Genomic DNA, 25,108 nt, shown 5'->3' with positions numbered 1-25,108 from the left:
CCCTTATCACGTTAGCCTAATGACAGATTAACGGACTACCAGTCAAAGCTAGAAAAAAGAGAGCCTTTGAGGATAGCAGCATCTGTATGGTTCTGATACAGTCATGGCTCACACTAGCCATAAACAAAAAATACACCAAGCCTTACCTGATGTATTTTAGATCAGCTATAGCTACCGAAGTAATGCTAATACTATTTTTTTCAGTTCCTTTTTTTGCTTATCTGTCAGTGGCTCTTCATGAGCATTATGTTTTTCAAGTGTACCAACATGGGTTTGAACTTTTCCATCCTCCAGAATAGTAACTAAAAAAGGAACTGAGAGGTGATTTTGATAATAACGGGCATAAAATCGAGACAAGCGAGAACGAAGGGTCTCTGTAAAATCTTTACCTTTGGTATCTACAGCATAGGCCTGCAGGTCTGACACCGCTAAAGCTTCGTCCAAAACTGGAAGCAGTTCAACACACCAAGGACAATCAGCAAAACCAAAGTAATAAACTCCCTGCTCACCATTTTCAAGCCTCCTAAGCACAACATCAGGCCTCTCATGGATAAATTGAGGGGTATTAACAGCATAAGCAGGCTTCTTTGCTTTACCAATAGCCCAATAATATCCTCCCACAAGGCATATTACCATGACAATACCAATAGCTAAAGCTTTCATACTTTTTCTCATACTCGTCCTCCTTTTTGACAACAGTGAATCAATGATAGTAAAATAACCTGCCCATCTGTGCACCATGGAAAAACATGCAAGATATTTAAAAGGCAAATGATCCTTACTAGTGATAAAAAAGCAATAGACCTTGGAATTAACATACCAATGACAAAAAGGCCTACGGGAGCAGCTAAAGCAATCAAAAGGTTATCTATATCTCTATTTTTATTAGGAAACGACACAAAAGGAATCAGTTTCCTCTCCCAGCCAAACTTGGGCTTATAGCCAAGCAAGTAAGCAACCAGATAATGAAGAAGCTCATGAAGGGCTATGGTCAACAAAGCCAGTGGCAATTGGAGAACAAGCTCTACCGTTGTCATTTCAAGGGCTCCTTTGATCCTCTACGAGTCCAAAAATAACCAACCAATAAGCATAGCGAGATCGTCACAGCATAAGAAAGCAAAAGCCTATTATCTAGTAAGAATGTTGTGTTTAATTCGTGTAGCGTTATACGACTAATAATCTTTATACCAAAAAGTGTTATCACAGTGCCACTCTCATCAATTTGAAAAAGCTCTATCATTAAATCAATAACTACTAAAAACAGATAAAGCATACTGCCCCATTTGATATCAGTCATTATCCTTTTTCCCATATTAACCTCTTCTTTCTCTTGCCAAACATACACTCAATACAAGCACTAGCACTGATAGAATTGCTGATGAAATATAAAGGCTATCATGCTTTAGTATCAGATATAATGCTATTGATAAAAAAATCGTTGTCGTCGTCGAAGCAGCCTCATTCAAATTACCTTGTGTCGTTGGAAAAAGAAGACCTGCTATCACAGCACATAAGTATATTGCCATTGATAAGAAGAAGGCTAGCATTGAGCCACCAAAATAAAGAGAAATCAGAAAAGGCGCCATAGAGACCACAATTCCCCCTAAAACTAGCGAAAGGACCTCCTCCTTTAAGCTAACCCTGAAAAAATGGTAATATTTCCTTATCTTAGCTGTTGCATCTGCATAATTAACCGCTGAAAAGGTCAAAAGAGCATTTAAATTAGCAAAGGTTTCCAACCCACTTTTAAGCCCCAATTGGTAAGAGATAATCAGTGAAAAAACGGTAATTAAGGCTAGTGAATGAATAAAGCTCTTGTGTCTATAAATTGCCGGAAAGGTTGTCATTAGGTTAAGCCTAATCATTGGTAATCTAACTAAGCCATAAGATGACTTCTTATAATGCTGAATAGTCAAAGCATACCGATAGCTTAATTGTGATACCACAATAAGCACAAAGCTAGCTATCAGTAATGCAAGTACGATTAACGCTGTCAACCCTATTGGAAGTTTTCCTATGAAGGTATCAATCCCTATTTTAAAATAAACCAAATAGGCTACACAAAATAAGGTAAAAAAGATATCTAAGCCGAAGACCAGTGAGCCTATTGAACATTTTTTGTACCTTGCTGTTGCTCTTGCTAGCACTGCATAGCAGGCATCTACTATCAAAAATACTGCTATAAAAAGAACATGAAAGAGCAATAACAAGAGGAACTGGTCGCTTAGCTTAATAATTGGCAGCTGGCCAAACAAAGGAAACACTAAAAGTAACAGTGCTTCATATCCAATCAGTGCAACTCCCATCTTAAACATTTTTTGAGCTATTAAAATCTCTCTTTTGCTGTAGGGAAGGATATTAGTAATGTAAACCGAGCTTTTAGTAAGTGAAATTACCGAGTTCACAAATACAAATAAAGCAATTGAGATAATAAGACACATATTAATGTAGCTCATGATTGTTAGGCGTGTTAATGCAATAAGCGTCTCTGTATCCAACTGCCTTGCCCCAAAACCCAATCGCCCAATTTCACGTACATTTGCTAAAAAATACCCAAAATATAAAACAAAGCCAACAATCGCTACAAGGTACTGATTTTTCTTTTTCTTAAAAAAAGGCCTATTTAAAAAGCCATTTAAAGCGTCGTTATAATAAAAAGACACTAACTCAAAGGATTTCTGCAATTCTTTGAAGCTTCTCAGTAATCCTTCCTTTTTGATAAATATAGTCAGAAAGCTCATCTGCTGTACCTCTAAACTCAGTTAGTTTCCCTTTCTCCATTAATAAAATATCAGTCGAAAATTGATTGATAATATGTCGCTCATGAGAAACAAGCAAAAGCTTATGCTCTCTGGCATAAAGACTAAACAATTCCTGAATAAGAATGACCGTTTCTAAATCTAATCCACTAAATGCCTCATCTGCAAGAAGATATCCCACATTCAAAGAAAGCCCCAGAGCAATTTGAAGCTTCTTTTTCATACCAAATGAATAAGCTTCTATTGGTCTATCTAATGCCTCAGTCATATCCAAAAGACGGGAAAGCTCAACAAATACAGAGCCATTAGCATTAGCGTAGCGTGATTGGATAAATGCCGCATATTCACGACCGGTTAGATATTCTGGCAGATAAGAATCTGATGGGATATAAAAGCTATTTGTTTTAAAAGCATCACTGCCACTCGCATGCCCATCTAGTGAGACATTTCCTTTGTCATACTGGATTATTCCTGCTACCGAATCTAGAAAAACAGTCTTTCCCGAACCGTTCAAGCCAACAATAACAGTAATCCCTCTTGTTCCAAGTGTGATTGATAAATGATCCAAAACACAATGACTGCCAAATGATTTACACAGGCTTTTGACTTCAAGCATACGACCTCCTAAGATAATAATCTGCTGTCTGAGAATAGGACATGATGGGCTATTAAAAGCGAAAAGCGAATAAACTACAGACTCTCTAGAAACTAGCTCACTCGTGTTTACAACTCATTAAATACTAATCTAAAAATGAAATATTAACAGTTATCTATAACAACCAATGTTAACACCACCACTAAAGAAGTTTGCTATCCCTGAGAAATTATAACCACGACTAGTACAATAATAGGCATACCCAAAGTAGAAAACTATCAATAGAACAAAAATCCAAAATAAGGCAGCATGATTACGAACAGTTGTCGTATGCTTATTAGATAAATACAAATCAATACTATCAAAAATATTTAAAACCATTAAAATAACCTCTTTTCTACTTGATACTAATTATCAATAATACTTTACAACATATCGCATTACCGTCCTATCATACCAACACTATAAAGTCTTCATCAATGACAGTCCAAAGAAACTACACTTAAATTTCTATAATCTATGATTAATAAAACCGATAAAAAATATTACAGTATTGAACTTATTTACCGTTTTACTAATTTTATTCTAACATAAACACATCAAATTTGTCGATATATTTTTTATTATCCTAACATTTACCATATAGAGGCAGTAAAATAACCAATCCATATCATGACTAATAATAGCTTGTAATGATGCTTTAATAAAATTAACGATTACTTTACCGAAAATTCATTTAGAATATGATGTTTTCCTAGGTATTTATCGTGTCATTGACAATCTCCAAAATATTAGTATCACTCACTTCTGTTATCCAAAAGCGCTAGCCTCTATCACCTGCTGGTAATGAGCTAACTGTTTACTCTAACAAACAGTTCAACGCTTGCTTGGTCATGAATCAAGTGAGAGAGAAAAAAATAAAGCCCGGTAAACCGAGCTTTATCTCCGCTGACTTGAGCATCAGCAAATATGATATCCAAACAAAGACAACTGAAACAATCATTTTAATAACAAGCAGCCATATCAAAAATACTATTTGTTTATGGAGAGAGAGAAAACAATATTTTGATTGAATTGGGGATGGACCACTCCATTACCTAATGATTTCGTAAATCTTTATTCATACTAGACATTATAGCGAAAAATCACTAAAAAAGATGACAATTTCCTGAAATGTTCATTTTTCGTCCTAAAATGTCATTCAACTTAATTTTTAGCGAAAAGACTTCCACTTTTCAAAAAGCTGTTTCATTCTCAAACGAGAGACCATACAAGAATCACCATTTTCAAAATACACCAATTGCTTAGCCTTATCAATTCGAACAACATTGTCAAGATTGACCAAGTAAGAACGGTGGCATAAAAACAGCTTAGGAGCTACCGCATGAATCTCAGATAAGTTCCCATAAAATTCTAAGCGCTCTGTTTGCGTCCACAGGCACACCTTGTGAGGCGTTGTTGCAGTTGCAAAATAAAGAATGTCCTTATAAGGCAGCTTTAGGCGGGTCTGCGGGGTCTCAAATAAAAACATCTCTTCTACTTGACGACTCGACATCATCTCATAGGTGTAGCGAATGCACTCCTCAATGCGCTCTTTAAACTGCTGACTGTCAACCGCTTTATCAATAAAGTCCAAGGCAGACACCTTGTACCTAAAGGAAATCGGCGCAAACTCTGAATGCGTCGTGACAAAAACAAGCACAGCATTGGGATCCTTCTGGCGAATATCTGAAGCTAGCTCCAGCCCACTTCTTGATTTGTCACCAATTTCAATATCTAAAAAATACAGCTGATGATCGCCTCTCTCCTGAATGCTATCAAACAGCTTTTGAGGATTTGAAAACACCTCTAATTGGTTATGAGGAATCTTACCCTCCTCTAATATGGACGCCACAATGGCCTCAATACGACTTTGTTGAATCAAATTGTCTTCCAAAATAAAAATGTTTAGCATGGCTTATCTCATTTCTAACAATTGTCTCAAACGGTAGTGATCACTTTTGGTTGAAAAGGTGATGTGGGGATAACGCTCTAACACAGCCGAGAACTGTAGCAGGCGCTTATGAGCATGGCTTCCTAGCTCCAATCGGCTAGCATCAAATTGCTTGGCAATATCAACCCGTTTGAGCCTTGTACTATTTTCAATGATAAAAAATCGCTTGCCATCTTGATTAAAATAGGCAATGGATAAAAAAGGACGAGAGCTGCCTTTAGCTGACAAAATAGCATTATCAATAACTACCTTGAAAAGAACAATGACATCTAACAGCCTGACAGAAGACCTAGCAAGCGTTTCAGGAATGTCGATGTAAACATCAATGCCCTGCAGCTTTGCTTCTAATAGCTTGGCATGCAAGAGACTGCGAATCACCGAATCCTGAACATTATCAAGGGCTGATAATTCAGGGGCTAGCTGACTGATATTGGCTGCTGATTCTTGGATAACTGTTTGATAAACCTTGGAGATAGCAGCTATATCTCCACTATCAATACTGTCCTTTAGACTAATTAGAATATTTTCTGAATCATGCTTAATGGCCCTAATCTCACGACAAAGCCGCTCAATATACTGATTGTGCTTTTCAAGGTAGGCAACACGCTCTTTTTGTGCCAGCGCTAATTTTTGAGCTAGTTGGTCCTTAGCAAAACGGTCCAGCTTGACAATGACCCAGATGAGCAGCATGAGGTAAAGAAAAATCATGACAGAGCGGTAACGAAAGTAAAACTTGAGAAAATCACCTTGGATATTGATCATGCAATGAACCATAACATAGTAGAACAGCAAGGCTGCATTCATCCAAAAGACCCACTTCTTTAGCTTGTCCTCGCTGATAAATTTGATAAGGGTCAAATCAACGCTAAAAATATAGCTAAACAGGTAAAAGGCCGGCAAAACTAAGGCATGACAGATCATCAACAGACTTATGTCATTATTGATTTGATGAATGCTGTAGCCTAAAACCGCTGGCAAAAGGAAAGAACCAATAATACGAAAGAGCAGCTCAACAATCATAATCGCAAACAAGCCATTAAACAGATGCTCAGAAGCCTTTTTATGGGGCGCAAAGCCAACACTGATAGCAACAAACACCAGCTGATCAACTAACAGCACATGATCTAGCAGCAGATTAGCCACAACAAAGCAGGCACCAACCAAAAGCAATGATCTAACAGCTAGCTTAATGCCTGAAAACGTCGAAAAGATGACCCAGCTATTCACAAAGATCAGAGCATAAAAGAATGACATACCTAGCATAAAACAAAACTCTACTCTTTCTCTATTTTTGGCATGATTAGGGTCTGACTAAACTGATAATCATGACTCTTGGTGCGCAAGGATAGCTGAGGGTATTTCTGCAAAATCCGCTTGGCATTAGACAAGCCTATCCCTCGACCGCTCCCCTTTGAGGAATAGCCCTCTTCAAAAATCTTATTAATCATGACCCTTTCGTCCTTGGTCGTATTGGTGACGGTAAAAATCTGCTGATTATCAGATAAAAAGTAGGCTATCGCCACTGCTGGCCGGGCTGTCTCTAGAGCAGCTTCAATAGCATTGTCACAAAAAATAGACACAAGCAGCAATAAATCCAGCTCTGAGATATAGCTATCCCGAATCCGATCTGGAACTTCTAAGCTTAAGGCGATTCCTGCCTTCTCAGCCTTAATGATTTTTGATGATAGCAAGCTTTTTATCGAGGATACACTGATTTTACTGAGCTTTGAAATATTGTAGTGCTTATCGTCCCAATAATCTGTCGCCTCATCTACTGTTTGGGCATAGACAGTCTGTACATCTGACACAGAGCCAGAGTCAATAGCCTGCCCCAGCCTTTCTAGCCTCTTGAGGTAATCTAGCTGAAATACCTTAACACCCTTATAGAGCTTTTCCAGATGCTTTCCGTAGGTTTCCAGATTAGCAATATAAGCCTGCTGCTCCTTTTTCAATTCGTGTTTGAGGTACTCCTTGGATTGATGATTAAAATAAGATAGTAAATAAATCAACAATAAAGTAAAGATGAGAAACAGCACCTTATAAGACGTTGACATCATCATCGGAGACTTAAGGTCAAGAAAGGGATCAGTAAATCCCAAAATCATAAATAAATCAATATAGTAGGCCAGACTAAAGAGCAAAAATAAGCTATAAAAGCTGCTGGCCTTCTCAAACCTATCGGCCTTAACAATCTGCTTGTAATCCTTTCCTACAAAATAATTAATCAAGGCAAAGCTTGGGAAAATCATCACATAAGCAATAAAGTCTAGGACAAGGTGTCTAACATAGCCGCCATTAACTGAAAAAATATAAGGAAGCACAATCGCTAAAATAAAGCGCGATAATAAATCAACAAACACTCCAGGAACAAAGGCTAAGAATAAGGCCTTTAAGCTAAAGCAGGGCCGCTTTTCTAAGGCCAATACAGCTAGTAGCAGAAAAGGATCAATCATCAAGGGCGGCAATAAAGCAAACTGATTCAAAAAGAGAGCTCCCGCCAAGACAAAAATCTGCTTCCAAAGTGCCAGCTTAATGTCTGATAAAAAGGAAAAAATACTAATTTCTGTCACATAATAAATCATCAGTGATAGTAATAAAAAGAGATAATAAATATCAGTCATTCTGCCTCCTTACCAACTTTATTATTTTAACACACTTTGTGTCAATCCTTATTATACGAATTTTTTATATAAGCAGTGACAAGCGTAAAAACAGCTCACAGCTTGTTTATGACAAGGCTCACAAGGCAGCTGCCAATCATTAAAGCAAATCAAAATGCCTGACCAGCTTTACCCTATCTAGGAAAAAATATTGTATAACAAATAATCTAAGAAAACCAGTGACAATTTAATATTTATTTTAATAATATATTCCATAATGATCACAAATCAAGCAGATCAGCCTACTTGACTATGATATCTAGCTGCGCGCTACTGGACGTCACGTTGCTGCCTCAAGCACACAAAAAAAAGAATGAAGCAAACATCAGATATCTCATCTCTGCTTCATTCATGATGTTACCTTTATGGGCGATAGCCAGCTAAACCAAGCTGTTAGCTACGATAGTGCTTAAAGCATATTGGCAATATGCTCAATTGATTTTTCACGTCCAAGGAGGTAAATGGTGTTTGGCAGCTCTGGGCCATGCATTTCTCCAGAGACAGCAATACGAATTGGCATAAAGAGGTTCTTGCCCTTGACGCCGGTTTCTTTTTGGACAGCCTTGATTTGTGGGAAGATGTTTTCTGGCTTAAAGTCCTCATCTGACATCACCTCGAGCTTTTCCTTGAAGGCCTTCAAAACTGTTGGAACAGTCTCAACTGCCATCACTTCCTTCTCTTTTGCGGTCAGCTCTGGGAAATCTAGGAAAAACAAGTCAGTCAATGGAACAATCTCATCAGCAGAGGTTAATTGAGGCTGATACAGCTCGACTAGCTTCTTTGCTTTTTCAGTCAAGCGACCTGCTGCTTCAAGAAACGGTTTACAAAGCGCGTATACTTCATCAAGATCAGCATGCTTAAGGTATTCATTGCTCATCCAGTCCATTTTCTTCTGGTCAAAGGCTGCTGGCGACCTGCTAAGACGACTCTCATCAAACAAGTCAATCAATTGCTCACGAGAAAAGATTTCAGCCACCCCGCCAGGATTCCAGCCCAAAAGGGCAATGAAATTAAAGACTGCCTCTGGCATATAGCCTTTTTTACGGTAATCCTCAATAAACTGTAGGGTATTGGTATCACGCTTTGAGAGCTTTTTACCTGTCTCAGAATTAATGATAAGGGTCATGTGACCAAAGACAGGTGCTTCCCAGCCAAGCGCCTCATAAACCATCAACTGCTTTGGCGTATTAGCAATATGGTCATCTCCGCGAATAACATGTGAGATTTGCATATCATGATCATCAACAACGACAGCAAAATTGTAGGTTGGATAACCATCTTTTTTCTGGATAACCCAGTCACCACCGATGTTGCCACCCTCAAATACGATATCGCCTTTTACCATGTCTGTCCATTTGTAAACGCCAGCCTCATTGACCGCTAAACGAACCGTAGGCACAATACCTGCTGCTTCACGCTCTGCAATATAGGCCGCCTTTTCATCTGCTGACATGCCAAGGTATTCATTGACATAGCGAGGTGTTTCACCGGCTGCCTCTTGACGCTCACGCTCTGCTGCCAGCTCCTCCTCAGTCACATAAGACTTGTAAGCCTTGCCTTCTGCCAATAATTGGTCAATGTATTGTTGATAAAGGGCTAGACGCTCTGACTGACGATAACGCTCGTGCGTCTCAGGACTTTCGTCCCAATCTATACCAAGCCATTTTAAATTTTCCAGCTGAGAACGCTCGCCGTCCTCGACATGACGCTTACGATCAGTATCTTCAATACGAATAATAAAGTCACCGCCATGATGACGAGCATAAAGATAGTTAAAGAGCGCTGTCCGCGCATTTCCGATATGTAAAAGGCCTGTTGGGCTTGGTGCATAGCGCACACGAATTGGTTTAGACATTCTTTTTCTCCTATGGTTTCATTGAAAGAAGGGATCCTGGGCTATAAACCGTTCCTACGGTAGGCTTGCTCTATGAGAAAATGGTCGATAAGGAACAAAAATACAGCTAATCCCTTGGAAATCTAAAGATTTCAATCGCTCCTATTATAGCACAACTTCAAGCATTGGGCGACAAAAATCAACTTAGAACAGCTGCATAACGAAAATGCATGTAACCATTTTCTAGCTACATGCATTTTTTAATCTACTTCTAACATTTTGATATCATCAACTGGTCACATTCAGCTTAAGTGTAGCCTGAATTGACTTAAAAAAGACCTTACTAATAATGACCAAAATCGCTATTAGAAGCGTAAAGCTCCTTATGCGTTTGGTGTGGCCTAGAGCTAGGATAGCTCTATAAGCAGCTCATTGGCAAGCAGTGCTGCCTCTTTCAACAGCTTCATACATGCCTGGCTATAGACGTTAGCCAGACCATTGACAAAAGGCCATTAACCTGCAAAAGCTCCTGATCTCCAGCTATGCCCCAGAAAAGGCAGCAACATGGCTATTTGGGTTAGGTCGCAGAGCAGAATAACATTTCAATCTAAGCCCCCACAAAGAGAGCAACAATATAGTCTGGCAACCACGAACCTATCATATCCATTTTAATCCACTCGCCCATGAAAGGCGAGACTAAAGCTTTTACTAGGTGCTCCAATAACTCCAACTATTTCAATCCACCGACTGGCAAGGCTTGGTCTACTCCCAGCTGTTTAATGACTACCTGTGACAATATAGCTCTGTAAAACTCCAGCAAATTGCTGAAGATTCAGGCTTTGCACATAGATATCTCCGTACCCGCTAAAAGTATTGACCACTCCCTCACCTGTACCAATAGACTGCATCAAGCCATTTTCCAAATGAATATCATAGTCCAAATCCTGACTCCAAGCAATCACATGACTATTATCAATCGTCATGCTGTCACCATGAAGCGTGATTTTTTTAATTGAACCAAAAGCATTGACCAGCAGGGTTCCTTCTCCCTGTGTCGACATCACAAAAAAGCCCCCCTGACCGCTAAATAAGGCCTTACCAAGTTTTTGGCGCTTCATGGTGTAGTGAGCTGAGCCATCTAAAGCCAAGAAGGCTCCGTCATTCAAACGGTATTGGTCCACTCCTAGCTCAAGAGCAATAACCTGACCAGGCATTGAAGGAGCAAGAGCTAGCTTGCCACTAACATCATTAGCAATTGCCTGTGTGATAAACATGGACTCCCCTGAAACCATTGAACGGCCAATCGCACCAACCAGCTTGCCAAGACCTGAGCCACGTCCATTGAGCTTGGTATTTAAGCTAACTGATGGTGTGTGGTAAACCATACTGCCCTTTTGTAGAAAGACAGACTCCCCCATGTCCAAATCAATTTCAACAAGAGGAAACTGCATGCTGCTGTCAATAGTATAGGTCATTCGATTATAGGCCATAACACCACTCCTTTGTATGATTTTGTTGATACAATCAAGTATAGCCTTTTTTGGCAGCATTGTCCACTAGCTACTGTCTCTGCCATTCCTACACCGTCTCAAAGCCATACCACAAGCCAGTCAGCTGTCACGACTCTGGCATCGCCACCTGAGACATGCGTCCAGTGTCAACATCATAGACCGCACCACTAATGACCACGTCCTTTGGGATCAGCGGTGATTGCTGCAATATAGCCATATCTTCACGAACACTTGCCTCCACATCAGTAAAGGGGAGAAAATCACAAGCCGACACGTCCACCCCCAAGGCAGTGTGAAGCTGCTGTCTAAAGGCTTCGTTGGTAAAGGTTTGTGCCCCACAATCCGTATGATGAAGAACAACGATCTCACGCGTCCCCAGCTGCTGCTGAGAAATCACAAGAGACCGAAGCATGTCATCGGTTACCCGACCACCAGCATTGCGTAAAATATGAGCATCACCAAGCGCCAAGCCCAAGGCCTGCGCCACATGTAGCCTTGAGTCCATACAGGTCACAATAGCTACCTTAGTTTTAGGCTTTAGGGGCAAATGGGCGGTCCCATGTAAGGCGACATAGGCTTTGTTAGCAGATAAAAAGCGTTCAAAATATGACATGAATAAGGTCCTCCCAGACTAATCTCTAAGCTATCTCAGCCTTGAGCTGTCTGTCTATCTTACCATCTTTTGCCTGAAATGTCTGACTCTTGAACTGCTGTTTTCTGCTAGTAGAGCAAAACAGCCTAGCTCAGGTAGCCAAACAAAGACCAAGCTTATGTAACAAAATCAGACGATTGTCATTTTGATTAAAAAAAAAAAAAAAAAACGAAACTACGGAGAAAAGCTGATAAGAAGCTGTTTATCAGGATTCACCAGCATGTTAAACTCTTCTCAGAAGGCCTTGGTAGTCGCTAGCTGCTAAGCCAACAATACTAAATTGAGGAGAATAACAATGAAACGAATAAAAAGAATCTGCTTATTGGCTGCTGCTGCGGTCCTAACCCTAGCTCCTCTCAGCACAGGCCAGACACAACCACAGACCGTATATGCCAGTCAGGTTAGTGGAGACAAGTGTATTGATCTAGGTAATGGATGGTTTAAATGTCCTAAGGATAATGGAGGATGGGACATTCTTTTTAATCAAGATTACCAAGCACCTTCACGATCGCCATTTTTCACTTGGATTTCAGGCTGGTTTAACTTTATATGGCAGTGGTTTAAAAGCTTCTAAGATCTACTAATACGCTATCCATATCACAAGGCTCTTAGAGACCAGCTCTCTAAGGGCTTTTTAGCCTTATGAGACACCATAAGAAAGCTACCAATAGCTACTGGCAAACCAAAAAGGGCTAGAAATAACTGTCCTAACCCTCACATCAAAAGCAGCAAGCCTAAGCAAAGACTGCCTTTAAAACCTCTCCTACTGTCGTCACACCAACAACCTCAATCCCCTTTGGCAGATCAATCCCCTGCAATGAGCTTTTAGGCGCGTAAAGCTTGGTAAAACCAAGCTTAGCAGCTTCATTGATCCGCTGCTCAATACGGGTCACACGCCGAACATCACCAGTCAAGCCAATCTCTCCTAAAAAAGCCTCCTGAGGGTTGGTCGGTTTTTCCTTGTAGCTAGAGGCAATCGCCACAGCAACTGCCAAGTCAATAGCAGGCTCATCTAGCTTAACACCGCCTGCTGATTTGAGATAGGCATCTTGATTTTGTAATAAAAGCCCGCAGCGCTTTTCCAAAACAGCCATAATCAGACTAACACGATTAAAGTCCAACCCAGTTGTCGTTCGTCTAGCATTACCAAAAACAGTCGGTGTCACCAAGGCCTGCACCTCAGCTAAAATCGGTCTGCTCCCCTCCATGGTGACTACCACAGCAGAGCCTGTTGCGCCGTCCAGACGCTCCTCTAAGAAAACCTGACTGGGGTTGAGAACCTCCACTAAGCCACCTGATTGCATGTCAAAAATACCAATCTCATTGGTTGAACCAAAACGATTTTTAACCGCTCGCAAGATACGAAAGGTATGATGCCTCTCGCCCTCAAAATAAAGGACCGTATCAACCATATGCTCCAGCATGCGAGGCCCTGCTAGGGTACCTTCCTTGGTGACATGTCCTACAATAAAGGTTGCAATATGATTAGACTTAGCTAGCTGGAGCAGCTCGGCAGTGACCTCTCTCACCTGACTAACCGAGCCTTGAACACCGGAAATATCAGGACTCATAATGGTCTGAATGGAGTCAATAATCAAAAAGTCCGGCTGAATGGCTTCAATCTCTGCTCGAATTGCCTGCATATTGGTCTCTGCATAGAGGTAAAAGTCATTGTCGGTCTGTCCCAAGCGGTCACTGCGCATCTTGATCTGCTCTGCCGATTCCTCTCCAGAGACATATAAAACAGTTCCCTTATCTGCAAGCTGGATAGATACCTGCAAAAGCAATGTTGACTTACCAATACCAGGATCACCACCAATCAACACCAAGCTCCCCGGCACAACACCTCCGCCCAGCACACGATTGAACTCATTCATCTCAGTCTGGATACGCTGGTAGCGAACGCCATTGACATGCTTTAGCTTGATGGGCTTACTTTTTTCTCCAGTCAGGCTAATACGGGCATTTTTGACATCCTTGACCTCAGCCTCCTCTACAAAAGAAGACCAGGCAGAGCAATTAGGGCAACGCCCCAGATATTTGGGTGACTGATAGCCACATTCCCCACAGATAAACCTTGCCTTTTTCTTAGCTATAGCACATTCCCTCCTTGACCCTAAACACTAATAGGCTGCAACTGCTGACACAGCCCACTGACTCCCTATCTTCCTGTCGAACCAAAGCCACCTGTCCGCTCACCGCTGGCCTGATCACCATCAGCAATCAAAAAAGGCATAAACACCCCCTGAACAATGCGCTCACCAGCTGACAAGGTAATGGTCTGATCCGTAATATTTTTCATCTGAGCAAAAATATGCCCTTCGTTTGCAGGGTTATTGTAATAATCACCGTCAATAACACCAACAGAATTGATCAGCACCAAGCCTTTTTTACGGGGATTGCTAGAGCGATCATAGAGATAAAGCACCTCACCATCTTGCATATAAGCCTTGACCCCTGTTGGCACAAGTACAATCTCACCCGGTGCAATGCTAACCTCCTTTGCAACAGAAAGGTCATAGCCTGCTGCATGAGCAGTCTCACGTTTTGGTAAGAGCTCAGTATCAGTAAAGCCTGACACAAGCTCAAAGCCTCGAATCTTTGTCATGATTAATCCCAAGAGCCTTGGCTAGTCACCACAGCAGCTCTAAGGCTACTTGATAGCACAGCTAACAAAAGCTCTCTTCTCCTTTTTCTTTTTTAGTCCTCTTATTATAAGATATTCGCAAAAGAATAGCAAAAAAGTAAGGACACCGCAAAACATCAGCAGCACCTACCAGCAGATCCCAGGAAAAGTAAAGGAAAGCTAAATCTCCTTGCCGGCATAGCTAAACCGAATCCTTGGAAAATCAGCCTCCAAATCCTTATCTGCCATAAAAGCCTTGGCGTCCTTTTTCACCTGAACCAGATCAATCCCTTGTATGTTTGCAGCATAGACGCAGCCGCAATAGCACTGACGGTAAATATCATATTCCTCACACATTTCGACCGACCTGCGGTAGCCATTATTTTTCTTAAAATCGCTCGGTAAATACTTGGTGGTGTAAACCTTTTGAACATCAATGCCCACATCGTTAATCGTCTGTGAGTTTTTATGGGGACTGATGGTCAAAGCACTAGCAAAATAATCAAAGCCCAGCTCAACAGCCTTTTGTGCCGTCTTGTCCAAGCGATAATCAAAGCAAACACGACAACGATCGCCCCCTTCAGGCTCCTTCTCCAAGCCTCGGACAGTCTTGACAAATTCATTTGGAACATAATCTGCCTCGATAAACTGCACGCTATTACCTGTTTTATCGTTGAACTCTGCTACAAACTTCTGAGTAACATAGGCCCTACGATGGTATTCGTCCTTGGGGTGAATATTTGAATTGGCAAAATAAACCGTAATATCAGCATACTGGGTCAAATATTCTAGCGTATAGGTCGAGCAAGGAGCGCAGCAGACATGCATCAAAATCTTGGGGCGCACGTCCTCTCTAGCCCAGGCCTTGGTCATCTGCTGCATGACCCGATCATAGTTTATTTTCTGGTTTGGATTCATTCTAGCTAGAATCTCTTGCAAGTCAATCATTACATCTTCTACCTTCTATTGTCTGTCTCTTTTATTATAGCACATTGCTTTGACATGCTTTTCATCAAAAAACTCCGCCAAAGCGGAGTCAATCAGCAAAAGCTGCTTTGATATTTGTTAAGCGTAACAATAGCAGCCTATTTTTAGGGGCTACTCAAACACAAACTGGTTGTGATAAAGCTCGGCATAAAAGCCCTTTTGCCTTAGCAGCTCATGGTGATTTCCCTGCTCAATAACCTTACCGTCCTTTAGAACGATGATTTCATCAGCATTTAAAATGGTTTTTAGGCGGTGGGCAATCACAAAGCTTGTTCGGCCTGCCACGATAGCCTCCATAGCTTTTTGAATCTTGCTTTCGGTAACGGTATCAACGTTTGATGTTGCCTCGTCCAAAATGAGCACCTGTGGGTCTGTTAACAGCGTACGAGCAATTGAGATAAGCTGCTTTTGACCTGTTGAAAAGACATTCTCATCATCAGATACCTGAGTTTGGTAGCCATCAGGCAAGGACATGATAAAATCATGAATATGGGTCGCACGCGCTGCTGTCTCAACCTCTTCTTGGCTGATCGTCTGGTTACCAAAGCGAATATTGTCAGCAATAGTCCCAGAAAACAAGACTGACTCCTGTAGGACGATACCAACCTGCTGACGCAGACTATCCAAGTCATATTCCCTAATATCACGCCCATCAAAGGTAATTGAGCCGGCATCAACATCATAAAAACGATTAATCAGATTCATGATCGTGGTCTTGCCAGACCCTGTCGGTCCAACAACAGCAACCATTTTCCCCTTTGGAGCTGAAATCGACACATCTGACAGAATTTTTTGTCCCGGCAGATAACCAAAGTCAACATGCTTAATCTCAACCCCTTCTTTTAATGCTGTAAAGACAGGAGCATGCTCAGGGCGAACCTCTTCTTTTTCATCGAACATTTCTTGGATACGACCAGCACCTGTAAAGGCCAGCTGCAATTCACCCCAGCTAGAGGCAATCTGCATAATCGGTTGATAATACTGCTGTGAATACTGAACAAAGGTCACCACCAAGCCAAGAGCAGCTGCTGTTGACATGGACTTGTCACCAAGGACAATGGTTGAGCCAGCAAAGATGACAATAGCTGTATTCAAAAGACTCATCCCATTCATCACAGGAAACAGCAGACCAGCAAAAAGGCGTCCCTTAAAGGTTGCTGCACGCACCCTCTCATTGTGCTCAATAAAGCCATCAATAGCATCCTGTTGCACCCCTTGAACAATAATAGCCTTCTGGCCAGAAATCTTCTCGTCCATGTAAGCATTTAAAGCACTGACCTCCTTTTGCTGCAAATCAGTATATTTGCGGGCCATTGTAATGATGACAACAAGAAGGATAAGAGCCACAGGGGTTGAGGCTATCGTTATCAAAGCCAAGCGACTATCCTGCCTAAACATCATCAGCACTAGACCAATATATAAGGCAATATTTGTCAAGACCTGAATCAGAGACTGGTTCATGGAGTTTTGGATATTATCCAAATCACTGGTAAAGCGTGACAAAATAGCACCGTCCTTGTGACTATCAAAAAAGCCGACAGTCAAGCGCTCCAATTTGCCAAACAAGCCCTTACGCATGCGATTGGTCGAATGCGAAATAATCCTTGTAAAGAGAATACTGTAAATAAGATTGGCCGCTGCTGTAAAGAGATAGGTCAACAATAGCTTGCCCATAACAGTCCTAAAAGGAGCCATAGACGGCTCTACTAAGGGCTGGCCAGTCATTTTACTAAGAGCCTGAGCCTTATAATAGCGCTGCACCCATTCTCCCAGCTCAGCTAGAGAGTCTCCCAAAAAGACAGGGGCCTTAACCTGCAGATAGGTCGCTAGGGCAATGGCAAGAAATATCACAACAAAAGAGAGCTTATAACGTTTAAAATAAAACCAGAAAAATCGCAGTGTCTTCATTAGTTCTCCTCTCTTCCTTTTTGAGTTTCGTAAATTTTACGATAAATCGGATTAGAAGCAACCAGCTCAGCATGTGTCCCTTCTCCAATCAATCGACCATTATCAAGAACAAGAATCTTATCTGCCTTGACAACTGACGATATTTTTTGTGCGATGATGACTGTTGTTGTCTCTTTGAGCTCCTTATTCAAGGCCTCCTGAACAAGCTTTTCAGATTTGGCATCTAGAGCTGATGTCGAATCATCAAGCACCAAAATCTTAGGATTGTTAATCACACCACGAGCAATTGACATTCTCTGCTTTTGACCGCCAGAAAAATTATTGCCGCGCTCTTCTACCTCACTCTGGTAGCCAGCGTCCATACGGTCGATAAATTCCTTGGCCTGCGCAATGCGTGCTGCATTTTCTAAAGCCAGTTGGTCAGCATAGGGATTGCCCTGACGCAGATTGTCCGCAATAGTCCCAGAAAAAAGAATAGCCTTTTGCAGCACAATAGAGACTGTATCGCGCAAAGTCTCTTGACTGATAGTTGGCAGAGCCTTTCCACCAATCAGGATTTGCCCTTCCTGCGGATCAAATAAGCGCGGAATCAGCTGGGCAAGGGTTGACTTGCCAGCACCTGTCGCACCAACAATACCAACCATTTGACCGAGCTCAACCTCAAACGAAATATGCTTCAGGGTGGCTTCACTGTCATTTGGATAGGTAAAGCTCACATCATCAAAGACAATGCTACCTGTCAACTCTTCATGCTGCTGGTTAACAAAGGTCATAGCAGGCTCTGTCTCTAAAATCTCCCTGATCCGACCAATCGAGGTCAAGGCACGACTTGCCTGCATACCCATAAAGCCAACCATCGTGATCGCAAAGCTGATTTGTCCCATATAGGTCATAAAGGAAGCCATATTCCCAATAACAGCAGGATCTGTTTTGACCAGCCCTGAAACCAGATACAAGGACAAATAAATGGCCATGTAAGACACCAGCATCAAAATAGGCTGCATGATTGAAAAGCCATAGCCGATAAATAAATTCAGACCTAGCAAGTCATTTGAAGCCTCCTTAAATGTGTCATACTGGCTTTTTTCCTGAACAAAGGACTTGACTACCCGCACACCGCGGAGGTTTTCCTTAGCAATCTGATTGATCCTATCCATCAAGCGCTGAAAGATTCCAAAGCGAGGGCCCATCTGGCTCATCACTAGCCCAATGACCACCATTGTCATCACAACCAAAAGCACCAAGACCCACCAAAGACTGGGCAAGGCCTGTACCGCTAAAATAAAGGCGCCGACAAATAAAATCGGCAGGCGCAGCAATATCTGAAAAAGCATCATCACAAAGTTTTGGATTTGGTTAATATCATTTGTCATTCTAACGACAAGATTTCCAGCATTGAAGGCTTCCACATTAGCATAGGAAAAGGACTGGATCTTTCTAAAGGTCTGCTCACGAATATCAGCTGATACCCCTTGAGCAATCTTGGCAGACAAGACGGTATTGACCGCACCTGACACCAAGCCAATCCCTGCTATCACTAACAGCCAAAAGCCCACCTCTGCAATCCTTGCCTTATCATTTTCCATAATAGCAGCTAGAACATCTTTGAGGTAGTGCGGCTGGAGCAGAGCACTGGCTACGACCCCAGAGATCATCACCAGGGACAGAGCCGCATACCATTTATACTTCATCACAGCATTTCTAAGCATCTGTATCTCCTTTATAAGCTCGTATATTTTGTTTCAGCTGATCGATAACTTTTTTTACCGTCAGCAGCTCTTCTCTTGAAATTTCCTTGAAAAAATAGCGCTCAATATCTCTGCGGCACTCCTTTAATACCGGCAGCTTAGCCCTACCAGCCGAGGTCAAGACAACCTGCTTGCAGCGCTTATCTGTAGCCGAGGCAACAACTCGAATAAAGCCATTTTTTTCCATACGCTTCACCAGATTACTCGTAACCGATTTTGAGATTTGAAGCTCCTTTTCAATGTCCTTGACAAAAATATCTCTGTCTTGATGGCAATGCAAAAAGACAAGAACATGCCCCTGTGGACCAGCAAGATGCTGAAGGTCATACTTTTTAGCAATTTCTTCGCTAATTTGCTCAACCTGATGGGTCAATTCACGAAGCTCAGCAATGATTCTTGGCATTTCCTTCCTCCTTAGTTCTCATGATAACCATTTTAGTTCTCTTGGAAACTATTGTCAACCAAAAAGGCTTACGATCTGACTATCTTCCCTGCTACTTACCCCTTGCTAGCACCACTAAGCTGACAGGCTAGGCCAGCAGACCTTTTCTATTAGAGTTAGGCCTTGTCTTATGATATAATAAGGTGATTAGCTCTTAAAGGAGAATAAAAATGCCAAAACAAAAGGTAGCCATTTTGGGACCTGGCTCTTGGGGCACAGCCCTGGCACAGGTCCTAAATGACAACGGACATGAGGTCCGACTATGGGGAAATATCCCTGAACAAATCAACGAAATTAATACATGCCATACCAATAGTCATTATTTTAAGGATATCGTCCTAGATGAAGCCATCAAGGCAACTCTTGATTTGAAGGAAGCTCTAGCAGACGCTGATGCTATCCTCTTTGTTGTCCCTACCAAGGTGACCCGTCTAGTCGCTAAGCAGGTCGCTCAGGTCCTAGATCACAAGGCTATTGTCATGCATGCCTCAAAGGGACTAGAGCCTGAGACCCATGAGCGCCTCTCAACGATCCTCGAAGAGGAGATCCCTGCCCAGCTGCGCAGTGAGATCGTGGTTGTGTCTGGGCCTAGCCATGCCGAGGAGACCATCGTTCGTGACATTACCCTAATCACTGCAGCCTCAAAGGACATCACAGCTGCTAGGTATGTTCAGACCCTCTTTAGCAACCACTACTTCCGTCTCTACACCAATACTGATGTGATCGGTGTTGAAACCGCTGGTGCTCTCAAAAACATCATTGCTGTTGGAGCCGGTGCTCTGCATGGCCTTGGCTATGGTGACAATGCCAAGGCTGCTGTCATCACACGCGGTCTTGCAGAAATCACACGACTAGGGGTCAAGCTTGGGGCAGACCCTCTGACCTATAGCGGCCTATCTGGTGTTGGTGATTTGATTGTCACAGGAACATCTGTGCATTCACGCAACTGGCGAGCTGGTGCTGCTCTTGGTCGCGGCGAAAAGCTCAAGGACATCGAAAACAATATGGGCATGGTGATTGAAGGCATTTCCACAACCAAGGTAGCCTACGAAATTGCCCAAGAGCTAGGGGTTTATATGCCAATTACCAGCGCGATTTACAAGTCTATCTACGAAGGTGCTGACATTAAAGAAAGCATTCTGGGCATGATGTCAAATGAATTTCGCTCAGAAAATGAATGGCACACATAAGGAACCACAAATCAAGGAGGAACTCATGACAAAGGTCAGAAAAGCCATTATCCCAGCCGCCGGCCTAGGCACCCGCTTCCTGCCTGCCACCAAGGCACTGGCCAAGGAAATGCTCCCAATCGTCGATAAGCCAACCATTCAATTCATCGTCGAGGAAGCCCTAAAGGCAGGCATCGAGGAGATTCTTGTCGTCACCGGCAAGGCCAAGCGCTCTATTGAAGACCACTTTGACTCCAACTTCGAGCTCGAATACAATCTCCAAGCCAAGGGCAAAACCGAGCTACTCAAGCTCGTTGATGAGACAACTGCCATCAACCTGCACTTCATTCGTCAAAGCCACCCTAGAGGACTAGGGGACGCTGTCCTCCAGGCCAAGGCCTTTGTGGGCAATGAGCCCTTTGTGGTCATGCTGGGAGATGACCTCATGGATATTACCAATCCTAGTGCCAAGCCCTTGACCAAGCAGCTTATCGAGGACTATGACTGTACACACGCCTCAACGATTGCTGTGATGAGGGTTCCGCATGAGGAGGTTTCCAATTATGGCGTGATTGCACCGCAAGGGAAGGCTGTTAAGGGCTTATATAGTGTGGAGACCTTTGTTGAGAAGCCAAGTCCTGATGAGGCACCTAGTGACTTAGCGATTATTGGACGTTATTTGTTGACGCCTGAGATTTTTGCCATATTGGAGAAGCAGGCGCCTGGAGCTGGCAATGAGGTACAGCTGACCGATGCGATTGACAAGCTCAATAAGACACAGCGGGTTTTTGCGAGGGAGTTTAAGGGAGAGCGGTATGATGTTGGGGACAAGTTTGGCTTTATGAAGACCTCACTTGACTATGCTCTCAAGCACCCTCAGGTCAAGGACGACCTCACTGACTACATTATAAAGCTGGGTAAAGCATTAGAAAGCACTCAACAGCAAACAAAATAGGAACTAAGACAACCTTCCTAGAAGCATTAAAAAGCAACGGCAGCAAAACCGTTGCTTTTTGTCTAAGTCAAGGACAGTCCTGTCCTAGCTGTCATAAGCTTGAGGGGCAAAGACCTTATTGATCTTTTTTGGAGTAGCTCAAAACAGTAGAAGAAAACCTTAGCACTCTAAGCCTAGAAGCTTCTGCTCCAGCTGGCAGAGCTTAGGGCTCACATCAGCACCGCTACAGCAACGATGTTCTAACGCACTGGTAACTAGCAACCAGCTGTCACTAAGAGCGCCTGCTAGCTAGCCAAGGACAGAAAGCTACGGCTTACTATGCCTACCACAATCACTACATAAGCCAAGGCTGCCAGCCTTCTTTGCCGGATCGAAAAGGCTTGATTTGGCAGCTGATTGGACAAGGCAACACCGCATAGCCCGCCACCGACAACACCTCCAAGGTGACCAGCAATACTCACATTAGGCATAAACAGATTGAGCAACAGGTTCATCACAATCAAGGCTTGATAGGATCTGCCTAGCTCTCTCAAGGAATGGCTGTTTCCTCCCATTCCTAAGACAGCAATCGCCGCAAAAAGACCAAAAAGAGAGGTGGAAGCACCTGCTGCTACGGTATCTGGTGTCAGCCACATGATAAAAGCATTCCCCATAATCCCTGAACACACATACAGCAGCAAAAACTGTCTTGAGCCCCAAATGGACTCAGCCAGCCGCCCGACAAAATAAAGGGTTAAAGCATTAATGAAAAAATGCCCAAAGCCAATATGAACCACTATCGGTGTCACCAAGCGCCACAGCTGACCAGGCATTGCTCTGACAACTAAACCATTCATGCCACCAAATATAACAACAGCATAAGGGTGCGTAGCAAACTGGCCATAGACCAGCTGCATTATCAGAAAAACTAAACCAGTCAAGCCCAAGAAAAAGAATGTTATCGGGTATTTTTTGATCATCAGTCTCATTGGCAATACACCTCCTTCACAGCAATATCATGTGCCTCTACCACAAAATCCTCCCGTTGACAGGCATAGATCGTGCTAAAGGTAGCACCCTGATAATCCCTCAAGTAACGATCATAATAGCCGCCACCATAGCCTATACGATAGCCCGCAGGGTGAAAGACAAGCCCCGGCACATGAATGGCGTCAATCTCTGCCTTGTCAACACCCAAAGCACTCCTAGGCTCCATAAGACCAAAGGCCGTCTGCACCAAATCACAAGGATCATAGGCCACAAACACCATCTCCCCATGAGAAAGGGTCTTAGGCACAAGAATGGTCTTGCCGTCCTGCAGGGCTTGCTCAATCAGTAGATGGCTTTGGTACTCATGTGGCAAGGGCAGATAGGTCGCAAGGGTCTGCGCCTCTTGATAGCTGCTGCTAGCAACCACTGCTGATAGCAGAGCTAAGTCCTTTTGCAGCTTATCCTCCGGGGTCATCATAGCTAGGCGCTGAAGCACCCGTTGGCGATAGTCTTTTTTAATCATGCCCATATCATAACACAAAGCGCAGCTACTATTCAAGGATCGGCCACCATCAAGACTCTTTCCTTAGTTATCCTGACAAAACAGACAGCCACTCAATCAGTGAATGTTCTTCTTGCTTCTTGAAGTAGGATTTTGAGTTCAGAAGGTCAAAGAATCCTTTTTCTAGGTTAAGGAAAGTTTAAGCTTTCTGCTATATAATACAGCTATCCTAAATAGAGCAGTCTTTTAAAGACTGCCGGGAGAATGGAATCCCTCGTTTTCCCTTTTCATAATCTCCCGGGCATCTGGTACATTTGTGCTAGGTGCCTTTTTAGGCTTTACCTGTACCAATGTGAAGCTGATCAGAAAAAAGCAAGACAAGGCTAATTAGCATTAGATTATTTCATCGTCAAAACATTAGAAAAAAAGCTCAAGAACCGATCAGCTCTTGCTATTAAGGCAAGCTCTTAGAGCGCTTCATTCATGATAAGATGATATTAATGTAAATTTAATGATAAATCAAAATTATTAATCCTTAAATTAACTATTAGAACAAACAAAACCAAGGATTAAAACCAATAGACAACTATTTCCTCCCTAATAGCCAGCGTGTTAAAATCTCCTTTGGGAAAGGAAGTTATAGAAAAACTTTACCATTTCTACCATAAAAGGAGAGAAACATGACACATACACTTAAGCAGAGCAAGCGTGCTCGCAAGTACGGATTAGGCTCAGCAGCTATCGTCCTAGCAACAGTAGCAAGCTTAGGAACAGCTGGCAGCGCCAAAGCTGAGGAAGCGAAAAAATTAGAACAATTACCTGATCCTGCTAAAAAAATTCGCTATACTTGGACAGGTGACTGGGAAGCTAGAAAATATCTTAACGAACTACATGAATTTCTACAATCTTATTTAGGAGACCTAGAAAAACAAGCTAAAGAACCTGGACCTCAAGGACCTAAAGGAGAAAAAGGCGAAAAGGGTGATAAAGGTGATCCAGGAGAAAAAGGCGAAGCTGGACCAATGGGGCCTCAAGGACCTCAAGGTGAAAAGGGCGCACCTGGAGAAAAAGGTGAGCAAGGGCCTAAGGGTGAAAAGGGTGACCAAGGTATCCAAGGCCCTCAAGGGGAAGCTGGACCAATGGGACCTCAAGGACCTGCCGGACCTAAGGGTGAAAAAGGCGACCAAGGCATGCAAGGTGAGCAGGGTCCTAAGGGCGAAAAAGGTGACCAAGGCATACAAGGTGAGCAAGGGCCTAAGGGCGAAAAAGGCGACCAAGGTATGCAAGATCAGCAAGGTCACATGCACCATAAAGGTGGGCAAGGCATGCAAGACCAACAAGGTCACATGGGCCATAAAGGTGAGCAAAGCATGCAAGACCAGCAAGGTCACATGCACCATAAAGGTGAGCAGGGCATGCAAGACCAACAAGGACACAAAGGTCAACATGGCAAAGACAGCAAGCCATCAGCACCTAAAGCTCCTGAGAAATCACCTGCTCCAAAAGCAACACCTAAAGCTATGGCACCAGCAGCTCAAAAGGCAGCATTGCCAGCAACAGGAGAAGCAAACAACCCATTCTTTACCATTGCAGCCCTTAGCGTTATCGCTAGCGCTGGTGTGCTAACACTAAAAGGAAAGAAAGACTAAACCAGCTATTGCACCTTTCCCATTAGGCAATGAGCTCATAACAGCTTTTCTCATTTTTTTAGCAAAAACAGCCTAAAAAGATGACCTAAGACCACAAAAGAGGCTATCACCAGCCTCTTTTTTATGATATAGATAAGTCCAATGCTCCG

Annotated in this window: 24 protein-coding genes; 4 read left to right on the top strand and 20 right to left on the bottom strand. The window is 42.7% G+C overall.

The window, feature by feature from the left end:
• Window positions 1-171 precede the first annotated feature (171 nt).
• From I2432_RS01345 to I2432_RS01290, 12 genes are all read right to left on the bottom strand, one after another.
• The gene (locus tag I2432_RS01345; RefSeq protein WP_021320325.1) at window positions 172-675 is read right to left on the bottom strand and encodes a transporter accessory protein; all 504 of its coding nucleotides are present in this window, start codon (window positions 673-675) and stop codon (window positions 172-174) included.
• Window positions 672-1,037 (bottom strand): metalloprotease family protein, encoded by a 366-nt coding sequence (locus I2432_RS01340; RefSeq protein ID WP_012514894.1) that lies wholly within the window; start codon window positions 1,035-1,037, stop codon window positions 672-674. Before I2432_RS01340 ends, I2432_RS01345 begins: the two co-directional genes overlap by 4 nt.
• A complete protein-coding gene (locus I2432_RS01335) occupies window positions 1,034-1,312 on the bottom strand; it encodes a hypothetical protein (protein ID WP_021320323.1) in 279 nt (92 codons plus the stop codon). Before I2432_RS01335 ends, I2432_RS01340 begins: the two co-directional genes overlap by 4 nt.
• A 1-nt stretch (window position 1,313) precedes the next feature.
• The gene (locus tag I2432_RS01330; RefSeq protein ID WP_037583999.1) at window positions 1,314-2,663 is read right to left on the bottom strand and encodes a hypothetical protein; all 1,350 of its coding nucleotides are present in this window, start codon (window positions 2,661-2,663) and stop codon (window positions 1,314-1,316) included.
• A gap of 4 nt (window positions 2,664-2,667) precedes the next feature.
• Entirely contained in the window at window positions 2,668-3,375 is a 708-nt protein-coding gene (locus I2432_RS01325) for an ATP-binding cassette domain-containing protein (RefSeq protein ID WP_012514892.1), read from the bottom strand.
• Between the two features lie 150 nt (window positions 3,376-3,525).
• On the bottom strand, window positions 3,526-3,735 hold the full coding sequence (locus I2432_RS01320; protein ID WP_012514891.1) for a hypothetical protein: 210 nt from the start codon (window positions 3,733-3,735) through the stop codon (window positions 3,526-3,528).
• Between the two features lie 832 nt (window positions 3,736-4,567).
• Complete coding sequence (locus I2432_RS01315) at window positions 4,568-5,308, bottom strand: response regulator transcription factor (protein ID WP_043038466.1); 741 nt, start codon at window positions 5,306-5,308, stop codon at window positions 4,568-4,570.
• A 3-nt stretch (window positions 5,309-5,311) separates the two neighbouring features.
• Window positions 5,312-6,610 carry a sensor histidine kinase gene (locus I2432_RS01310; protein ID WP_014622241.1) on the bottom strand — a complete coding sequence of 433 codons (1,299 nt, stop codon included), beginning with the start codon at window positions 6,608-6,610 and terminating at the stop codon, window positions 5,312-5,314.
• Window positions 6,611-6,621: 11 nt separating this feature from the next.
• On the bottom strand, window positions 6,622-7,968 hold the full coding sequence (locus I2432_RS01305) for a GHKL domain-containing protein (protein WP_165622974.1): 1,347 nt from the start codon (window positions 7,966-7,968) through the stop codon (window positions 6,622-6,624).
• A 448-nt stretch (window positions 7,969-8,416) separates the two neighbouring features.
• A complete protein-coding gene (gene gltX / locus I2432_RS01300; protein ID WP_206158943.1) occupies window positions 8,417-9,862 on the bottom strand; it encodes a glutamate--tRNA ligase in 1,446 nt (481 codons plus the stop codon).
• Between the two features lie 755 nt (window positions 9,863-10,617).
• Window positions 10,618-11,331: a TIGR00266 family protein gene (locus I2432_RS01295; RefSeq protein ID WP_206158942.1), complete on the bottom strand. Its 714-nt coding sequence runs from the start codon at window positions 11,329-11,331 to the stop codon at window positions 10,618-10,620.
• A 127-nt stretch (window positions 11,332-11,458) separates the two neighbouring features.
• On the bottom strand, window positions 11,459-11,965 hold the full coding sequence (locus I2432_RS01290) for a beta-class carbonic anhydrase (RefSeq protein WP_115250538.1): 507 nt from the start codon (window positions 11,963-11,965) through the stop codon (window positions 11,459-11,461).
• A gap of 334 nt (window positions 11,966-12,299) precedes the next feature.
• Here I2432_RS01290 and I2432_RS01285 point away from each other — a divergent pair, with 334 nt between their 5' ends.
• Window positions 12,300-12,578, top strand: coding sequence for a hypothetical protein (locus I2432_RS01285; protein WP_115250537.1), 279 nt, complete (start codon window positions 12,300-12,302; stop codon window positions 12,576-12,578).
• A gap of 160 nt (window positions 12,579-12,738) precedes the next feature.
• Here I2432_RS01285 and radA read toward each other — a convergent pair whose 3' ends face one another.
• From radA to I2432_RS01255, 6 genes are all read right to left on the bottom strand, one after another.
• A complete protein-coding gene (gene radA, locus I2432_RS01280) occupies window positions 12,739-14,100 on the bottom strand; it encodes a DNA repair protein RadA (RefSeq protein WP_206159071.1) in 1,362 nt (453 codons plus the stop codon).
• A gap of 65 nt (window positions 14,101-14,165) precedes the next feature.
• Window positions 14,166-14,612: a dUTP diphosphatase gene (locus tag I2432_RS01275; RefSeq protein WP_037580461.1), complete on the bottom strand. Its 447-nt coding sequence runs from the start codon at window positions 14,610-14,612 to the stop codon at window positions 14,166-14,168.
• 198 nt (window positions 14,613-14,810) lie between these two features.
• Window positions 14,811-15,578: an epoxyqueuosine reductase QueH gene (locus tag I2432_RS01270; protein ID WP_043025106.1), complete on the bottom strand. Its 768-nt coding sequence runs from the start codon at window positions 15,576-15,578 to the stop codon at window positions 14,811-14,813.
• A gap of 150 nt (window positions 15,579-15,728) precedes the next feature.
• Entirely contained in the window at window positions 15,729-17,525 is a 1,797-nt protein-coding gene (locus I2432_RS01265; RefSeq protein WP_206158941.1) for an ABC transporter ATP-binding protein, read from the bottom strand.
• Window positions 17,525-19,234 (bottom strand): ABC transporter ATP-binding protein, encoded by a 1,710-nt coding sequence (locus I2432_RS01260; protein WP_206158940.1) that lies wholly within the window; start codon window positions 19,232-19,234, stop codon window positions 17,525-17,527. The genes I2432_RS01265 and I2432_RS01260 overlap by 1 nt, the downstream gene beginning before the upstream one ends.
• A complete protein-coding gene (locus I2432_RS01255) occupies window positions 19,227-19,676 on the bottom strand; it encodes a MarR family winged helix-turn-helix transcriptional regulator (protein ID WP_012514879.1) in 450 nt (149 codons plus the stop codon). Before I2432_RS01255 ends, I2432_RS01260 begins: the two co-directional genes overlap by 8 nt.
• A gap of 209 nt (window positions 19,677-19,885) precedes the next feature.
• Here I2432_RS01255 and I2432_RS01250 point away from each other — a divergent pair, with 209 nt between their 5' ends.
• Together I2432_RS01250 and galU are read left to right on the top strand one after the other, a co-directional pair.
• Entirely contained in the window at window positions 19,886-20,905 is a 1,020-nt protein-coding gene (locus I2432_RS01250) for an NAD(P)H-dependent glycerol-3-phosphate dehydrogenase (RefSeq protein WP_206158939.1), read from the top strand.
• Between the two features lie 25 nt (window positions 20,906-20,930).
• Complete coding sequence (gene galU / locus I2432_RS01245) at window positions 20,931-21,839, top strand: UTP--glucose-1-phosphate uridylyltransferase GalU (RefSeq protein ID WP_041785235.1); 909 nt, start codon at window positions 20,931-20,933, stop codon at window positions 21,837-21,839.
• 284 nt (window positions 21,840-22,123) lie between these two features.
• Here the strand turns inward: galU and I2432_RS01240 are convergent, their stop codons facing one another.
• Window positions 22,124-22,807 (bottom strand): rhomboid family intramembrane serine protease, encoded by a 684-nt coding sequence (locus tag I2432_RS01240; protein WP_206158938.1) that lies wholly within the window; start codon window positions 22,805-22,807, stop codon window positions 22,124-22,126.
• A complete protein-coding gene (locus tag I2432_RS01235) occupies window positions 22,804-23,331 on the bottom strand; it encodes a 5-formyltetrahydrofolate cyclo-ligase (RefSeq protein ID WP_206158937.1) in 528 nt (175 codons plus the stop codon). The genes I2432_RS01240 and I2432_RS01235 overlap by 4 nt, the downstream gene beginning before the upstream one ends.
• Window positions 23,332-23,990: 659 nt before the next feature.
• Between I2432_RS01235 and I2432_RS01230 the strand changes: the two genes are divergently transcribed.
• Window positions 23,991-24,959, top strand: a complete 969-nt coding sequence (locus I2432_RS01230) for an LPXTG cell wall anchor domain-containing protein (protein ID WP_206158936.1) — start codon at window positions 23,991-23,993, stop codon at window positions 24,957-24,959.
• Window positions 24,960-25,108: the final 149 nt, after the last annotated feature.

The sequence above is a fragment of the Streptococcus equi subsp. zooepidemicus genome, from assembly GCF_015689395.1.
Classification (GTDB): Bacteria; Bacillota; Bacilli; order Lactobacillales; family Streptococcaceae; genus Streptococcus; species Streptococcus equi.
This window is presented reverse-complemented; position numbering and strand designations above follow the sequence as displayed.

Coding starts and splice junctions, on each gene's coding strand:
- I2432_RS01345 (WP_021320325.1), bottom strand. CDS start 675: ATGAGAAAAAGTATGAAAGCTTTAGCTATTGGTATTGTCATGGTAATA.
- I2432_RS01340 (WP_012514894.1), bottom strand. CDS start 1,037: ATGACAACGGTAGAGCTTGTTCTCCAATTGCCACTGGCTTTGTTGACC.
- I2432_RS01335 (WP_021320323.1), bottom strand. CDS start 1,312: ATGGGAAAAAGGATAATGACTGATATCAAATGGGGCAGTATGCTTTAT.
- I2432_RS01325 (WP_012514892.1), bottom strand. CDS start 3,375: ATGCTTGAAGTCAAAAGCCTGTGTAAATCATTTGGCAGTCATTGTGTT.
- I2432_RS01320 (WP_012514891.1), bottom strand. CDS start 3,735: ATGGTTTTAAATATTTTTGATAGTATTGATTTGTATTTATCTAATAAG.
- I2432_RS01315 (WP_043038466.1), bottom strand. CDS start 5,308: ATGCTAAACATTTTTATTTTGGAAGACAATTTGATTCAACAAAGTCGT.
- I2432_RS01310 (WP_014622241.1), bottom strand. CDS start 6,610: ATGCTAGGTATGTCATTCTTTTATGCTCTGATCTTTGTGAATAGCTGG.
- I2432_RS01305 (WP_165622974.1), bottom strand. CDS start 7,968: ATGACTGATATTTATTATCTCTTTTTATTACTATCACTGATGATTTAT.
- gltX (WP_206158943.1), bottom strand. CDS start 9,862: ATGTCTAAACCAATTCGTGTGCGCTATGCACCAAGCCCAACAGGCCTT.
- I2432_RS01295 (WP_206158942.1), bottom strand. CDS start 11,331: ATGGCCTATAATCGAATGACCTATACTATTGACAGCAGCATGCAGTTT.
- I2432_RS01290 (WP_115250538.1), bottom strand. CDS start 11,965: ATGTCATATTTTGAACGCTTTTTATCTGCTAACAAAGCCTATGTCGCC.
- I2432_RS01285 (WP_115250537.1), top strand. CDS start 12,300: ATGAAACGAATAAAAAGAATCTGCTTATTGGCTGCTGCTGCGGTCCTA.
- I2432_RS01275 (WP_037580461.1), bottom strand. CDS start 14,612: ATGACAAAGATTCGAGGCTTTGAGCTTGTGTCAGGCTTTACTGATACT.
- I2432_RS01270 (WP_043025106.1), bottom strand. CDS start 15,578: ATGATTGACTTGCAAGAGATTCTAGCTAGAATGAATCCAAACCAGAAA.
- I2432_RS01265 (WP_206158941.1), bottom strand. CDS start 17,525: ATGAAGACACTGCGATTTTTCTGGTTTTATTTTAAACGTTATAAGCTC.
- I2432_RS01260 (WP_206158940.1), bottom strand. CDS start 19,234: ATGCTTAGAAATGCTGTGATGAAGTATAAATGGTATGCGGCTCTGTCC.
- I2432_RS01255 (WP_012514879.1), bottom strand. CDS start 19,676: ATGCCAAGAATCATTGCTGAGCTTCGTGAATTGACCCATCAGGTTGAG.
- I2432_RS01250 (WP_206158939.1), top strand. CDS start 19,886: ATGCCAAAACAAAAGGTAGCCATTTTGGGACCTGGCTCTTGGGGCACA.
- galU (WP_041785235.1), top strand. CDS start 20,931: ATGACAAAGGTCAGAAAAGCCATTATCCCAGCCGCCGGCCTAGGCACC.
- I2432_RS01240 (WP_206158938.1), bottom strand. CDS start 22,807: ATGAGACTGATGATCAAAAAATACCCGATAACATTCTTTTTCTTGGGC.
- I2432_RS01235 (WP_206158937.1), bottom strand. CDS start 23,331: ATGATTAAAAAAGACTATCGCCAACGGGTGCTTCAGCGCCTAGCTATG.
- I2432_RS01230 (WP_206158936.1), top strand. CDS start 23,991: ATGACACATACACTTAAGCAGAGCAAGCGTGCTCGCAAGTACGGATTA.